Genomic DNA, 14,288 nt, shown 5'->3' with positions numbered 1-14,288 from the left:
GGAATGATTGCAGCATGACGGATCTGAGTATCGCGCGTCGGCCCGGAGCGGCCGCCGACCCGTGCGCGAGGGACGCGCCGGCGGCCGACGGCCTCCCGTCGGACGTCCCGAGGGTCGGCATGATGGGCGGCGTCGGTGCGCCCGGCGTCGCTGGGGTCGACCGGGCGCCGGGAGTCGGTGGCGCCCCGGGCACGCCGACGCGTCGCCGGGAGATCGTCACCGGCATCCGTCTCTCCGTCGCGGCGGGCCTGGGCATGTTCCCCATCGGCATCGCCTTCGGACTGCTCGTGGTCCAGACCGGCCTGCCGTGGTGGGTCGCCCCGGGGCTGTCGCTCTTCCTGTTCTCCGGCTCCGTCGAGCTGCTGCTGGTGGGCCTGATGGCGGCCGGGACCCCGCTGGCGACCATCGCCCTGACCGCGGTGCTGGTGAACTTCCGGCACGTCTTCTACGCCTTCTCCTTCCCGCTGCGGGTCGTGCGCCATCCGCTCGCGCGGCTCTACTCCGTCTATGCCCTGATCGACGAGGCCTACGCCGTCGCGGCCTCCCGCCCCGGCACCTGGACCGGGGCACGCCTGGTCGCGATGCAGCTGGCCTTCCAGAGCTACTGGGTGGGAGGCGGCCTCGTCGGCGTCGCGATCGCCTCGGTGCTGCCCACCCGGATCGAGGGCCTCGAGTTCGCGCTCTGCGCCCTGTTCATCACCCTCACCCTGGACGCCTGTCGGTCCCGCCGCGAGATCCCCTCCGTGGTGCTGGCCGGCCTGGCGCTCGGCCTCGCCCTGGTGCTGGTCCCGGACTCGGCGCTGTTCGTCGGCCTGCTGGGGTTCGTGGCCCTGCTCGTGCTGCGCTGCCTGCTCACTGCGCGGAAGGCGTCGGTCTCTGCGGGAGACAGCGATACCCGAGAGAGCGATACCGGAGCCGGCAGCGCAGGAGCCAGCGGCGCCGGCGCCGGAAGCTCGGGAGCCAGCGGCACCGGAGCCGGCAATGCCTGAGACCTGGTACTTCCTGGCCGTCATGGTGATCGGACTGGGCATCACCTTCGCCCTGCGGGCCGCGCCCTTCGCGATCCTCGGCCCCCTGCGGGACTCCTGGTTCGTCGGCGTGATGGCCGTGTGGATGCCGGTGGGGATCCTCGCGATCCTCACCGTCTCGACCCTGCGCACCTCGATCGACGCCGAACCCGACCGGATCGTCCCCGCCGTCGCCGCGACCGCCGTGACCGTCGCGGCGCATCTGCTGGGCGGTCGGCGAACCCTGATCAGCGTGGGCCTGGGCACCCTGACCTTCGTCGCCCTGGTGAATCTGGTCTGACGCCGCGGGGCCCGGGCGGCTCGAGCCGGGGCGCGACCGGGCGGGGTGCGGCTCGTGGGGCCGGCGGTGCTCCGTCGGACCCGATCGGGACGTGGGGACGCGTGACTCCTTGACCGGTTCACCGCGTGCGGGTGCGCGCCGATAGGATGGTCCAGGCCCGGTACAGCGCTTGCCCGTCGGCCGTCAGCGCCCCATCCCTGCTTCTCCCGGAGGACCCGTGGACTCCCTCACCGTCCAGATCATCGTGACCGTGCTGGTCGGTCTGGCGTACATCGTCGGCCTGGTCGGGATCATCGTGCCCGTGCTGCCCGGCACCATCACGCTGGTGATCGCGACGCTGATCTGGGCGATCGTGATCGGCGGCTGGACCTCCTGGGTGGCGTTCGGGATCATCCTGGTCCTCGGTGCGATCGGCATGACCACGAGCTACGTCCTCACCGGCCGCACCCTGCACCGCGCCGAGGTGCCGATGTGGCCGATCTACGTCGGGATCGCCAGCGGCATCATCGGCATCTTCGTGATCCCTTTCCTGGGCCTGCCGATCGGGTTCGTCATCGGGCTGTACATCGCCGAGGCGCTGCGGAAGAAGGACGCGAAGAAGGGCTTGAGCTCCGCGTGGATCGCCATGAAGGCGCTGGGCCTGGGAATCCTGATCGAGTTCTCGCTCGCCATGGCGTCCACGATCGTGTTCGCGGTCGCTGTCGTCACCCATTTCGTCACGGCATGACCGCCCCGACCCCGCGCCCCGACAGCCCCCGCACCGCGACCGGCAGGACCGGCGCGACCACCACGGCCGACCCCTCGGCCCGCACCACCGGCGACCCCACCCCGTCGGCCGGTCCCGAGCGGCCGATCTCGAATCTGGACCGCCAGCATCCCGCCGTGCTGGTCCCGGGCCTCAAGCGCCTGCTGAAGGGCTCGTGGGAACAGCGCACCTGGTTCATCCTGGCGGTGCTCGGCGCCACCGCCTTCGCGCTGCTGCAGATCGCGACCTCCGCGATCATCGGCCGCGTCACCGAGGACGTCATCGTGCCCTCCTTCGCCGGCGGCGCCCCGGAGCTGGGCCTGGTCCTCGCCGGCGGCCTGGCCATCCTCGGCATCGCCGTGGTCCGCGCCGTCAGCGTGATGGCCCGCCGCGTGTTCGCCGCCGCCGCCCAGTTCGAGCTGTTCGGCCTGTACCGGGAGCGACTCGCCGCGGTGTACGCCAAGGTGCCGCTGCTGTGGCACCGCCGCCAGTCCACCGGCACGCTGCTGAGCTCGGTCTACGCCGACGTCGAGGCCACCTTCTTCGCGATGGCGCCCTTCCCCTTCGCGCTGTCCACGATCGTGATGCTGGCGTATGCCACGGTGGTCGTGGCCCGCATCGACCCGGTGATCCTGCTGGTCATGCTCGCGCTGATCGTGCTGCTGATCATCCTCAACGTGCTGCTGCAGCGATTCGCGACCCCGATCGCCGTGCGCTCCCAGCAGCTGCGCGCCGAGGTCGCCGAGATCGCCCACGAGTCCTTCGACGGGGCGAACGTGGTCAAGTCCCTGGGCCGCGAGGACGTCGAGGAGAAGCGGTTCGACCGTGCCGCCGACGACCTGCGCGAGGCCGGCATCCGCTTCGGCTACGTCCGTGGCTGGTTCGACCCGCTGATCGACGCCCTGCCCAACCTGGGCATCCTCGCGGTCGCGGTGCTCGGCGCCTGGCGGATCGGCGACGGCCACCTGACCACGGGGCAGCTGGTCGAGGTCTCCTACCTGTTCACGCTGATGGCGCTGCCGATCCGCTCCTTCGGCTGGGTACTGGGCGACCTCTCCCGCACCGTCGTCGGCGGCGGCCGCGTCCAGCAGATCCTCGACGTCACCGAGGAGCGCGGCTACGGCCCCGATCCGCTGCCCGAGGGGCCGGGCGTGCTCACCCTGGACGAGGCCACTTTCGTCTACCGCGACGACCCCGCGCAGGTCATCCTGGGGCAGGGTGCGGACGTCGGGGACCACGTGCGCACCTCCGAGGCGCTGAGCGAGGTCAGCCTGCGCGCTGATCCCACCGCCGGCACCCGCGTGCTCGCCGTCGTCGGCGCCACCGGCTCCGGGAAGTCCACGCTCGCCCTGCTCACCGCCGGGCTCGTCCATCCCACCTCCGGCGCGGTGCGCCTGGACGGTGCGGACCTGCGCTCGCTCACGGCCGACGCGCTGACCGCCGACGTCGCCCTCGTGCTGCAGCAGGCCTTCGTCTTCGACGAGACCGTGCGCTGGAACGTCACCCTCGGCGACGACATCGACGAGGACACGGTGCGCTGGGCGCTGCGCATCGCTCAGGCCGAGACCTTCGTCGACGCCCTGCCCGAGGGGCTGGACACCGAGCTGGGCGAGCGCGGCGGCTCGCTCTCCGGCGGTCAGCGACAGCGCATCGCTCTGGCCCGGGCGCTGGCCCGTCGACCGCGTCTGCTGATCCTCGACGACGCCACCAGCGCCTGCGATCCCAGCGTGGAGCTGGCGATCCTCGACGGGATCCGCCGCGAGATGACCTCCTCCACCCTGCTGCTGATCGCCTACCGCAAATCCACCATCTCCCTGGCCGACCAGGTCGTCTTCCTCGACCACGGCCGCGTCGCCGGATCCGGGACCCACGAGGAGCTGCGTGGACGCAGCGAGGGCTACCGCTTCCTGGTCGACGCGTACGACGAGGCCGCGATCAGCCACAACCTGCTGGAATCCTCGGGTCCTCCGCCCAGCGACGGTCCCGATCCGTCGGTCGCCGTTCCCGCCCAGCGTGCTCGCACCGTCGCCGACGCCGTGGAGCGCCACGGCACCAGCCGCTTGCGCCACGAGGACGACACGGCGATGGCCGAGGACTGCGAGGAGAGCTGGGCCGACGGTGATCGCGCCGACCACGTCCGTGCCGGCCCCGACAGCGCCGACCCCGACAGCGCCGACCCCGACCGCTCCGGCCCCGACCGCTCCGGCCCCGACCGGGAGGAGGACCGATGACCGCACCCACCCGCGACTCCTCCCGCCTGGGCAGCGAGACCACCGCCGACGAGTCGGCCCTGCACACGGTCCGCCGTGGCCTCGCGCTGACGCCCGACGCGCTGCGGGGCCTGTGGATCACGATCCTGCTCGCCGTCATCGCCACCGCCGGCAAGGTGGTGGTGCCGATCGCGGTCCAGGCCATCCTCGACCGCGGCATCATCGCGCCCGAGACCCCGAACATCGCCTTCGTCGCCGGTGCCGCAGGCCTGGCCGCGCTCGTGCTGCTGGTCTGCGCGCTCGCCAACATCGTCATGAACCGGCGATTGTTCCGTCTCGCCGAGACGTCGCTCGCCACCCTGCGCAAGCGCGCCTTCCGCCACATCCACGACCTGTCCCTGCTCACCCAGGGCACCGAGCAGCGCGGGGCCCTGGTCTCCCGCGTGACCAGCGACGTCGACACCGTCAGCCAGTTCATGAGCTTCGGCGGCATCATGCTGGTGGTGATGAGCATGCAGCTCGTGCTCGCCACCGTCGTGATGGTGTTCTACTCCTGGCCGCTGGCGGTCGTCGTGTGGATCTGCTACCTGCCGATCCTGCTGGTCATGGGGACGCTGCAGCGTCGCATCCGGGCGCGGTTCCAGCAGGTGCGGGCCGAGGTCGGCCGCATGCTCGGCGCCGTCTCGGAATCCTTGGTCGGCTCCGCCACCGTGCGCGCCTACGGCATCGAGGCCCGTACCCGTCGCACCCAGACCGACCGTGTCCGCGACGTGCGCGACGCCCAGTTCTCCGTGCTGAAACCGCAGTCCGCCTCCTTCTTCCTCTCGGAGACGGCCGACGGTCTGGCCACCGCCGTGGTGGTCGTGATCGGGATCCTGCTGGGCACCGAGGTGCTGGGGATCTCGCTGCCCGGTGCGGACCTCACCGCCGGTGGCGTGATCGCCTTCGTCTTCCTGGTCTCCCTGTTCAGCCAGCCCGTCCGGATGGGCATCGAGATGCTGATGCAGGCCCAGAACGCGGTGGCCGGCTGGCGTCGTGTGCTCGGCGTGCTCGACACCCCGGCCGACGTCGCGGACCCCGGTGGTGCCCTCGACCCCCAGACCGGCATCCGCTCCGCGCCCGTGCCCGGTGCGACGGCGCTGCCGGAGGGTCTGCTGGACATCGAGATCCGCGACCTGCGCTACTCCTACCCGACCGGGCCGGAGGTGTTGCACGGCATCAGCGTCGACCTCCCCGCCCGCAGCCGCATCGCGATCGTCGGGGAGACCGGCAGCGGCAAGACCACCTTCGCCAAGCTGCTGACCCGCATGATGGACCCTGCCGGCGGCGAGCTGCTCATCGGCGGGATCCCGCTGCACCTGATCCCGTACTCGTCCCTGCGCTCGCGCGTGATCATGGTGCCGCAGGAGGGCTTCCTCTTCGACACCACCGTCGCCGGCAATCTCCTCTACGGCAGGCCGGAGGCGACGGGTGAGGACATGCGCCGGGCGCTGGACGAACTGGGTCTCGGCACCTGGGCCGACGAGCTGCCCGAGGGGCTGGACACCCCGGTCGGCCAGCGCGGCGAGTCCCTCAGCGCGGGGGAGCGGCAGCTGGTGGCGCTGGCCCGCGCCTACCTCGCCGACCCCGATGTGATCGTGCTCGACGAGGCGACCAGCGCCGTCGACCCCGCGGCCGATGTGCGCCTCCAGCAGGCCATCGACGGCCTCGCCCGCGGTCGCACCACGATCACCATCGCCCACCGGCTGTCCACCGCCGAGCGCGCGGACCGCATCATGGTGCTCGACCACGGCGACCTGGTCGAGCACGGCACCCACGACGAGCTGGTCGAGCTCGACGGCGGCATCTACGCGGGCCTGCACCGGTCCTGGGTGGCCCACCGGGCCTCGCGGTGACGCCCATGGACGCTCCGGGGACGGGGGCGGACGACGCACGGAGCGGACGCGGCAGCGCCCGCACGTCGATCGGGGTAGCGGCCGTGCTGCTCAGCGCCGTGGGCGCCGTGTGGTCGGCGCTGCTCACCGTGCTCATCGTCCTGACCGCACGCGTCACCTATGACCTCCCGCCGCCGGAGGGGGCCGCGGAGGCCACGGAGCACCACGACTGGAACACGCCCACGCTGGCGTTCACCGCCGTCTCCGGACTCGCGTTCCTCCTGGCTCTCGTCGGGCTCGTGCTCGGCGGGTGGGGGCTCCTGCGCCGACGCGGTGCCCGTGCCCGGGTGCTGCTCTGTCCCGGTGCGGCGATCCTGCTCGCGACGCTCGCGATGCTGCTCGCCACCGAGGTGCCGGTGCCCACGTACTGACGACCGGATGCTGCGTGCCGAAGCTGGTGGCGACCTCCGGACGCCGGGGGCGACGTGGGCGACCGGGCCCGGCACTCCGGCGCCCTCGGCCGGCGTCGCAGCGCGCCGACGCGGAGCCTACGATGCTTCCGTGCCCGACCCGTCGACCTCTCTTGACTCCCTGCACCCTCCCGTGCCCCCGATCTCCTCGCGCGCGGAGCCCCGTTTCGCGAGCGCCGCGCGCAAGGGAGCGCTCGCCGATGCCTTCCAGGAGCAGGGCGAGGACTACGACCGCCTGCGTCCCCGCTACCCCGATGCCGTGATCGACGCGGTTCTCGAGCAGGTCCCGTCGGGACCGGACGGCGGTGCGGTGCGCGCGATCGATCTCGGGGCCGGCACCGGGAAGCTCTCCTGGGCGCTCGTCGGCCGCGGTCTCGACGTCACGGCGGTGGACACCAGCGCCGCCATGCTCGAGACCGCCCTGCGCCGCGTCCCGTCGGCGCCGGACGGCGAGCACCCCGCCTCGGCCGGCGGGGCCACGGTCGGCGAGGCCCTAGCCGGCGGGGCCCTCGCCACCGGCACGCCGACTCATGGGGCCCCGGCCCACACAGCCTCGACCCCAATGGCCCCGGCCCACACGGCCTCGGCCTCAGCGGCCCCGACCCTCACCACTCACCTCGCCCCCGCCGAGTCGACGGGCCTCCCCGCCGGCTCCGCCGAACTGATCACCGTCGCGCAGGCCTGGCACTGGTTCGACGCGCCGGCGGCGTCGGCCGAGGTCACGCGCCTGTTGGCGCCGGGCGGCGTGCTGGCGCTGGTGTGGAACATGCTCGACGTGACGATCCCATGGGTGCACCGGCTCTCCCGGATCATGCACGCCGGCGACATCCACCGCGAGGATTTCCTCCCCACCGTCGAAGCCGGGCTGGAGCTCACCGACCGGGCCGTGCACCGGTGGGAGGACCCGATGCGCACGCAGGACGTCATCGACCTCGCCCGCACCCGCAGCTACGTCATCACCGCTTCCGAGGAGCGCCGCGCGAAGGTGCTCGCGAACCTCGACTGGTACCTGCACGAGCATCTCGGCCACGCCCGCGGCAGCCTCGTCGGCGTCCCATATCGCACCAATTGGTTCCTCTACCGGGTGGCCACGGGAGGGGCCTTCGCCCCGAACCTCGCTTCATGACCGGGACGTCCAGCCCCGCGACCGGCGCTCCCTGGTTTGCGGGCGGGACGTCCAGCCCGCGACCGGCGCTCCCTAGTCGTCGACCTGACCGCGCTGTCGATGAGGAGGAGCCGATCATGCTCCGGGGCCCGGCCAGTCCGGAAGATGCCCCGGGAACACGAACGAGTACCGTCCGCCGTTGCGCACATGGTGTTTTGAGTACCTGAAAGCACCACGTACGCAACGGTGGGAAGTCGGAGCGCCATGTACGCAACGGTGAGCACCGCCTCGTCGCGCAGCAGCATCGACGCCGGTTCAGGTGCTCGGTCGCCAGCCCCGCTCGATGAGCTCTGCGCGGACCATCCGTACCGCCTCCGCGCATTCATCGGAGAGATCGTTCTTGTAGAGGCGGATCTCGACGCATCCTGCCGCTTTCACTCCCCGGGCACGGCGGATGTCGCGTTGGATCTGCTCCTCGTCGTTGTGTCGTTCGCCCTCGTACTCGACGCATACGCCGAAGTCCTGCCACTGGAGATCGGGCGAGTGCCGCCTGACCCCGTCCGCACCGATGAGCGGGACGTTGATCTGCGGCTCCGGCAGCCCAGCAGCGATGAACGCGAGTCGCAACATCGTCTCCTTGGGGGAGTCCGCACCGATGCGGACATCGGTGGCCGCCGCCCGGAGCTTCCGGGCATATCTGCCGGTTGCCACAGAGCGCAGCGTGGCCGGGCTGCACCAGGGGCGCTTCCTGCCTTCGAAGTCGGGGCGAGGGATGCGGACAAGATGATCACCGGCCGCGATCAGGTCAGGCAGCGAGAGGTGGCGGGCCAGATCACGCCAGGTGCGCGCCCGGGTGGTCATCAACAACCGGGATGTGTGTCCGCCCCCGGGCAGCCGGTAGGTCGAGCGTTGGACTTCTTCCGGTGTCACGGTGAGATCGTGCCAGGTCACCGTGGGATCGGAGCGTCCTCGCGAGCCACGTGTGGCGACATGGACGGGTGTGTGGCGGCTCCACCTCTCGAGGTCGAAAGGCATAGGGATGGTGAGGAGTCGTGCGGCGGAGAGCCCCACGATCACAATGTCCGGGTCGTTCCGGCACAGCGCCGCAGCGACGTCCGTCTCCCTGAACGCCACGCCGTGCAGCGCGTACATTCCTCGGCGCACTCGCACGAGGTCCGACCGACGCATCCGATCCGGCGAGAGGCCGGCGCGCAGTGCTTCAGCGCGGGTGAAGACCGGCCACGGAAGGGTCGAGGGAAGGTCGGCGGGGCGACGGATCATGAGGACAGCTTGGCTCGGTTCATGGAGCCGCTGAGAGTTGTCCACAATGACCAGATCAGGGCAGGCTTTCGCCGAACCCGACGTGAAGGCGCGGCAATCTCGAACGCCGAGCCGGCAGGGTCCGTGCGACAGACCGCGCGCGAGCTCGTTCGTTCCAACGGTGCACAGTTGGCGCTCTGAGCGATTGAGAGCGCCGTGAACGCAACGGTGGACGGCGGGAGCCGCGGGAATGACACGGTGGGTGAGCAGGGTGGCTGGGTAGTGGAGGGGTCGGCCCGCGGCGTCCCCTGTGCCGGAGGCCCGTTGCGAGGACGGGGATGCTCACCCTGCGGCGCCGCCGTCGGAGGCTCCGCCGGAGTTCGACGCGCCGCCGGCGCCACCAGCGCTGCCCCCGTCCGAGGGGGCGCCACCTCCCTCGGGGGCGATGCTCATGTCGGTCACGCGCCAGCGGTCGCCGTCCCAGGCGATCTGCGCGACCAGCTGACCGGAGACCGGCTGGAGCTGGCTGGCCTGCAGAGACGGATCATCGACCAGGATGCTGGCTTCCTGCGTGAAGTCCGCGACGACCTCGCCGGTGGCGGGCGGCTCCCCGGTGCCCTCGAAGCTCGTCGAGCGCACCTCGAAGTCGCCATCGACCAGGTAGCCGCCCTGGTCGGACAACAGCTGGGCGTTGTCGAGGAACGTCGAGCACACTCGGCACGCGGGATCGACGGAGTCCTCCCACACGGAGGTGTCCCCGCTGCTCATCATGTAGCTGTAGGACTCCAGCAGATACGTCAGCGTCGCTTCGGCGCCCTCCGGGGTCTGCTTCGTCAGCCCCGCGGGCTCGTCGGGGCGGGGCAGGTCGGGGCGCGGCGGCTGATCGGCGGGATCGACCGTCGGCCGGTTGTCCGGGTTCGCCGAGGCGTCGGGGTTCCCCGTCGCCTGCTGCTGTTCGTCGTCGGGCCCGAGCACGGATCCGAGCCCGATCACGCCGATCGGGACCACCAGCACGAGCGCGAGCACGGCGATGATGATGCGTTGGACAGGTCGATTCACGCGGCCCACGGTAGACGACGCACCTCCACCCCCCGGGAGAGGACGTCGGGGGCATCACGCCCGAGGGCGGCCCGACCAGGAGCACGTCCCGACCACGAGAGCGCCCGAGCAGGCGGCGCGCACGTACCGGAGTCCCCGAGCCGGCGAGCCCCCGAGCCCGGCGCCGGGCACATCACCGCCCCACACCTCACCGGCATCACCGGCACCCCCGATCGGTGGACCGACGGAAGTCTGATGCCGATCGTCGGGTCCGAGGCCTAGACTTCGCAGGGCGCGCAGTCCGGCTCTGTCCGGTCCTGTCCCGTGCCGATGACGAAGGAGTTCCGTGACCCTGCTGCGACTCGCGCTGAGCGCCGTGAAGCCCTACCGATTCTGGATCGCCCTGGTGGTGGTGTTCCAGATCGTGGGCGTGCTGGCGGCGCTGTATCTGCCCACCCTGAACGCGGACATCATCGACGACGGTGTCGCGAAGGCCGACATCTCGGTGATCTGGGATCTCGGCCTGCTGATGCTGCTGATCTCCTTCGGCAACATCATCGCACTTGTGGTGGCGAACTTCTTCGCCGCTCGTTCGGCGATGCGGGTGGGCAAGGACCTGCGCTCGAGCGTCTTCTCCCGGGTCGGGACGTTCTCCCCGAAGGAACTCAGCGAGTTCGGCACCCCCTCACTGATCACCCGCTCCACCAATGACGTCCAGCAGGTGCAGATGCTGGTCTTCTTCTCGCTGAACATGCTGGTGCAGGCTCCGGTGACCGGGATCGGCGGCGTCGTGATGGCGCTGCGGGTGGAGCCGGGCATGGCCTGGCTGATCGCGGTGATGGTGCCGATCATGCTCGCCGCCGTCGGCACCCTGATCTTCCGCGCGGCCCCGCTGTTCAAGCAGATGCAGGGGAAGATCGACGACATCAACGGGGTGCTGCGCGAGCAGATCACCGGTATCCGCGTGCTGCGCGCCTTCGTGCGGGAGGACCGCGAGCGCGAGCGCTACGGCGTGGTCAACGACCAGCTCACGGATCTGAACCGTCGCATCGGGCTGCTGATGATCCTCATCCAGCCGATCATCATGATCGTGCTGAACGTCTCCAGCGTGCTGGTGCTGCTGGTGGCCGCGCCCCGCATCGAGGCCGGGCAGATGGAGGTCGGCTCCATCACCGCGTTCATCGCCTACCTGATGCAGATCCTCATCGCCGTCATGATGGCGACCTTCATGACCATGATGATCCCTCGCGCGATGGTCTCGGCCGAGCGTATCTCCGCGGTGCTGGAGACGGAGACCAGCGTCCACCAGCGCACCGACGGCGTCCGCGATCTCGAGGGCCCGGTCGAGCTGACCTTCCAGGACGTCTCCTTCACCTATCCCGGCGCCGAGCGCCCGGTGCTGGAGAACATCTCCTTCTCCGCTCGCGCCGGTCAGACGGTGGCGATCATCGGCGGCACCGGAGCCGGCAAGACCACGCTGATCAACCTGGTGCCGCGACTGATGGATGCCAGCGAGGGCCGGGTGCTGCTGAACGGCCATGACGTGCGCGACCTCGACGCCCGTGTGCTCTGGGACGCGGTGGGCCTGGTCCCGCAGCGGCCCTACCTGTTCTCCGGCACCATCGCCTCGAACCTCCGCTTCGGCGATCCGTCGGCCGACGATCAGCAGCTGTGGCACGCGCTGACCGTCGCCCAGGGCCGTGACTTCGTGGCCGCGATGCCCACCGAGCTCGAGTCCACGATCGCGCAGGGCGGCACGAACGTCTCCGGTGGGCAGCGGCAGCGGCTGTGCATCGCCCGGGCGCTGGCGGCGAAGCCGTCGCTGTACCTGTTCGACGACTCCTTCAGCGCGCTGGACCTCACCACCGACGCGAAGCTGCGTGCGGCGCTGGTCCCCGAGACCCGTGATGCGCTGATGCTGATCGTCGCCCAGCGCGTCACCACCATCACGAACGCGGACCTGATCCTGGTGCTCGACAACGGTCGGATCGTCGACCAGGGCACGCACCTCCAGCTCCTGGAGAGCTCGGAGACCTACCAGGAGATCGTCCGCTCCCAGGGCGTCGAGGAGGAGGTGGCCTGATGACTGCTCCCGACGAGAAGAAGCACGAGCTCGCGGGCGACGAGGCGTCGACGGCCGCCGAGATCGCCAGCGAGAAGGATGCCGAGCGCGGCCTGCGGCCCGGGCAGAGCGCCAAGAATTTCTGGCCCTCGACCAAGCGGCTGGTCCGGGAGATCGGACCGGAGGCCAAGTTCATGGTCCTCTCGGTCCTCATCGGCGTGGTCTCCGTGGCGCTCAGCGTCGTCGGCCCCCGGATCCTGGGCCACGCCACGGACATCATCTTCACCGGCGTCATCTCCAAGAATCTTCCCGCCGGCACCGACCCCGACGAGGTGATCGACCAGATCCGCTCCCGCGGCCAGGAGCAGTTCGCCGAGATGCTCTCGGGGATGACCCTGACGCCCGGACAGGGCATCGACTTCACGGCGCTGCACCAGACCCTTGCCCTGGCCGTCGGCCTCTTCATCGGCTCCGCGCTGCTGATGTGGCTGCAGGGCGTCGCCCTGAACCGGGTCATCTACCGCATCGTGTACCGCCTGCGCCGCGAGGTCGAGGAGAAGCTGCACCGGCTGCCGCTGGCGTACTTCGATCGGATGAAGCGCGGCGAGATCCTCTCGCGCGTCACCAACGACATCGACAACCTCCAGAACACCCTGATGAACACGGTCACCGGATTGGTGAACGCGATCCTCACGGTGCTCGGCGTCCTGGTGATGATGCTGACCATCTCCTGGCAGCTGTCGCTGATCGCGCTCGCCGTGATCCCCGTGGCGGTCGTGGTCACCGGCATCGTCGGCTCCAAGGCGCAGAAGCTGTTCGCCCAGCAGTGGGACGCCACGGGCGTGGTCAACTCCGAGGTCGAGGAGGCCTACACCGGTCACGCCCTGGTGACCGTCTTCGGCCGCCGCGAACAGATCGCCGAGCGCTTCGAGGAGCGCAACGAGAACCTGTTCAAGGCCAGCTTCGGCGCCCAGTTCGTCTCCTCGCTGATCATGCCGCTGATGATGTTCGTGGGGAACCTGTCCTACGTGGCGGTGGCGATCGTGGGTGGCCTGCGGATCGTCTCCGGTCAGCTCACCCTCGGCGACGTCCAGGCCTTCATCCAGTACTCCCGCCAGTTCACCCAGCCGTTGTCGCAGATCGCGTCGATGGCCACCATGCTGCAGTCCGGCGTGGCCAGCGCCGAGCGCGTCTTCGAGCTGCTGGACGCCGAGGAGCAGGAGGCGGAGACCACGGTCGACACCGCCGCCGCCGGCATCCGCGAGGGCCGCGTCGAGTTCGAGCACGTGCGCTTCTCCTACACCCCCGAGCGCGAGCTGATCCGGGATCTGTCCCTGGTCGCGGACCCCGGGCACACGGTCGCGATCGTCGGGCCGACGGGCGCCGGCAAGACCACGCTGGTCAACCTGGTGATGCGGTTCTACGAGGTCGACGGCGGCCGGATCACGATCGACGGGATCGACATCCGCGACCTCACCCGCGCCCAGCTGCGCGAGCGCACCGGGATGGTCCTCCAGGACACCTGGCTGTTCAAGGGGACCCTGCGGGAGAACATCCGCTACGGCCGCTTGGACGCGTCCGACGAGGAGGTGCTCGAGGCGGCCCGGGCCACCCACGTGGACGACTTCGCCCGGCAGCTGCCCGAGGGGTACGACACGGTGGTCGACGACGACGAGTCCTCCCTCTCCGCGGGCGAGAAGCAGCTGATGACCATCGCCCGCGCCTTCCTGGCCCGGCCGAACCTGCTGATCCTCGACGAGGCCACGTCCAGTGTGGACACGCGCACCGAGGTGCTGGTCCAGAACGCGATGAACCGGCTGCGCGCGGGGCGGACCTCCTTCGTCATCGCCCACCGGCTCTCGACCATCCGCGACGCCGACCTGATCCTGGTGATGGAGGCCGGGGACATCGTCGAGCAGGGCACCCACGAGCAGTTGCTGGCCGCCGACGGGGCGTACGCCCGGCTGTACCGCTCGCAGTTCGAGGGGGCCGCGGTGGACATCGAGCTGGAGGAGGAGCTGGCCGGGCGCGGTGCGGCGGCCGAGGTCCCGACGACGACGGGCTCGATCGCGCTCGGAGAGGGATGAGGCGGTGCGCCGATCGTTCCGGGCTGCGCCGACGGTTCCGGGCTGCGCCGACCGTGCCGACCGCGCCGGACCATCGTGAACCATGCGACAACGATTGGTTTTCATACAGTGTCGTGAATACTATTCACG

The 14,288-nt window shown here is 70.5% G+C and carries 11 protein-coding genes; 9 read left to right on the top strand and 2 right to left on the bottom strand.

The annotated features are described in order from the left end of the window. Positions 1-14 precede the first annotated feature (14 nt). The 7 genes from BH708_RS10305 to BH708_RS10275 all read left to right on the top strand — a co-directional run bounded on the left by BH708_RS10305 (position 15) and on the right by BH708_RS10275 (position 7,733). Positions 15-989 (top strand): AzlC family ABC transporter permease, encoded by a 975-nt coding sequence (locus BH708_RS10305; RefSeq protein WP_253705301.1) that lies wholly within the window; start codon positions 15-17, stop codon positions 987-989. Then, positions 982-1,308, top strand: a complete 327-nt coding sequence (locus BH708_RS10300) for a branched-chain amino acid transporter permease (protein ID WP_076808484.1) — start codon at positions 982-984, stop codon at positions 1,306-1,308. The genes BH708_RS10305 and BH708_RS10300 overlap by 8 nt, the downstream gene beginning before the upstream one ends. A gap of 217 nt (positions 1,309-1,525) precedes the next feature. Further along, positions 1,526-2,035: a DUF456 domain-containing protein gene (locus tag BH708_RS10295; RefSeq protein WP_076808483.1), complete on the top strand. Its 510-nt coding sequence runs from the start codon at positions 1,526-1,528 to the stop codon at positions 2,033-2,035. After that, on the top strand, positions 2,032-4,284 hold the full coding sequence (locus BH708_RS10290; RefSeq protein WP_076808482.1) for an ABC transporter ATP-binding protein: 2,253 nt from the start codon (positions 2,032-2,034) through the stop codon (positions 4,282-4,284). Before BH708_RS10295 ends, BH708_RS10290 begins: the two co-directional genes overlap by 4 nt. After that, on the top strand, positions 4,281-6,158 hold the full coding sequence (locus BH708_RS10285) for an ABC transporter ATP-binding protein (protein WP_083713473.1): 1,878 nt from the start codon (positions 4,281-4,283) through the stop codon (positions 6,156-6,158). Before BH708_RS10290 ends, BH708_RS10285 begins: the two co-directional genes overlap by 4 nt. Positions 6,159-6,163: 5 nt before the next feature. Continuing rightward, positions 6,164-6,568 carry a hypothetical protein gene (locus tag BH708_RS10280; protein ID WP_076808481.1) on the top strand — a complete coding sequence of 135 codons (405 nt, stop codon included), beginning with the start codon at positions 6,164-6,166 and terminating at the stop codon, positions 6,566-6,568. Positions 6,569-6,698: 130 nt separating this feature from the next. Beyond that, positions 6,699-7,733, top strand: a complete 1,035-nt coding sequence (locus BH708_RS10275) for a class I SAM-dependent methyltransferase (protein WP_076808480.1) — start codon at positions 6,699-6,701, stop codon at positions 7,731-7,733. Positions 7,734-8,027: 294 nt separating this feature from the next. On the opposite strand, the gene BH708_RS10270 is transcribed toward BH708_RS10275, so the two are convergent. Then, positions 8,028-8,663: a hypothetical protein gene (locus BH708_RS10270; RefSeq protein ID WP_253705300.1), complete on the bottom strand. Its 636-nt coding sequence runs from the start codon at positions 8,661-8,663 to the stop codon at positions 8,028-8,030. A 651-nt stretch (positions 8,664-9,314) separates the two neighbouring features. Beyond that, positions 9,315-10,031: a DUF6318 family protein gene (locus tag BH708_RS10265; RefSeq protein ID WP_076811121.1), complete on the bottom strand. Its 717-nt coding sequence runs from the start codon at positions 10,029-10,031 to the stop codon at positions 9,315-9,317. A gap of 325 nt (positions 10,032-10,356) precedes the next feature. Between BH708_RS10265 and BH708_RS10260 the strand changes: the two genes are divergently transcribed. Together BH708_RS10260 and BH708_RS10255 are read left to right on the top strand one after the other, a co-directional pair. Continuing rightward, the gene (locus BH708_RS10260) at positions 10,357-12,093 is read left to right on the top strand and encodes an ABC transporter ATP-binding protein (RefSeq protein WP_076808478.1); all 1,737 of its coding nucleotides are present in this window, start codon (positions 10,357-10,359) and stop codon (positions 12,091-12,093) included. Further along, positions 12,093-14,159, top strand: coding sequence for an ABC transporter ATP-binding protein (locus tag BH708_RS10255; protein WP_076808477.1), 2,067 nt, complete (start codon positions 12,093-12,095; stop codon positions 14,157-14,159). Before BH708_RS10260 ends, BH708_RS10255 begins: the two co-directional genes overlap by 1 nt. Positions 14,160-14,288 lie beyond the last annotated feature (129 nt).

The organism is Brachybacterium sp. P6-10-X1, assembly GCF_001969445.1.
GTDB lineage: Bacteria > Actinomycetota > Actinomycetes > Actinomycetales > Dermabacteraceae > Brachybacterium.
Note: the sequence above shows the minus strand (reverse complement) of the source record. Positions and strands in the feature narration are given on the sequence as shown.

What these genes read in the sequence shown, in the direction of transcription:
- BH708_RS10305 (WP_253705301.1), top strand. Translation starts at nt 15, where the DNA reads ATGACGGATCTGAGTATCGCGCGTCGGCCCGGAGCGGCCGCCGACCCG.
- BH708_RS10300 (WP_076808484.1), top strand. Translation starts at nt 982, where the DNA reads ATGCCTGAGACCTGGTACTTCCTGGCCGTCATGGTGATCGGACTGGGC.
- BH708_RS10290 (WP_076808482.1), top strand. Translation starts at nt 2,032, where the DNA reads ATGACCGCCCCGACCCCGCGCCCCGACAGCCCCCGCACCGCGACCGGC.
- BH708_RS10285 (WP_083713473.1), top strand. Translation starts at nt 4,281, where the DNA reads ATGACCGCACCCACCCGCGACTCCTCCCGCCTGGGCAGCGAGACCACC.
- BH708_RS10280 (WP_076808481.1), top strand. Translation starts at nt 6,164, where the DNA reads ATGGACGCTCCGGGGACGGGGGCGGACGACGCACGGAGCGGACGCGGC.
- BH708_RS10255 (WP_076808477.1), top strand. Translation starts at nt 12,093, where the DNA reads ATGACTGCTCCCGACGAGAAGAAGCACGAGCTCGCGGGCGACGAGGCG.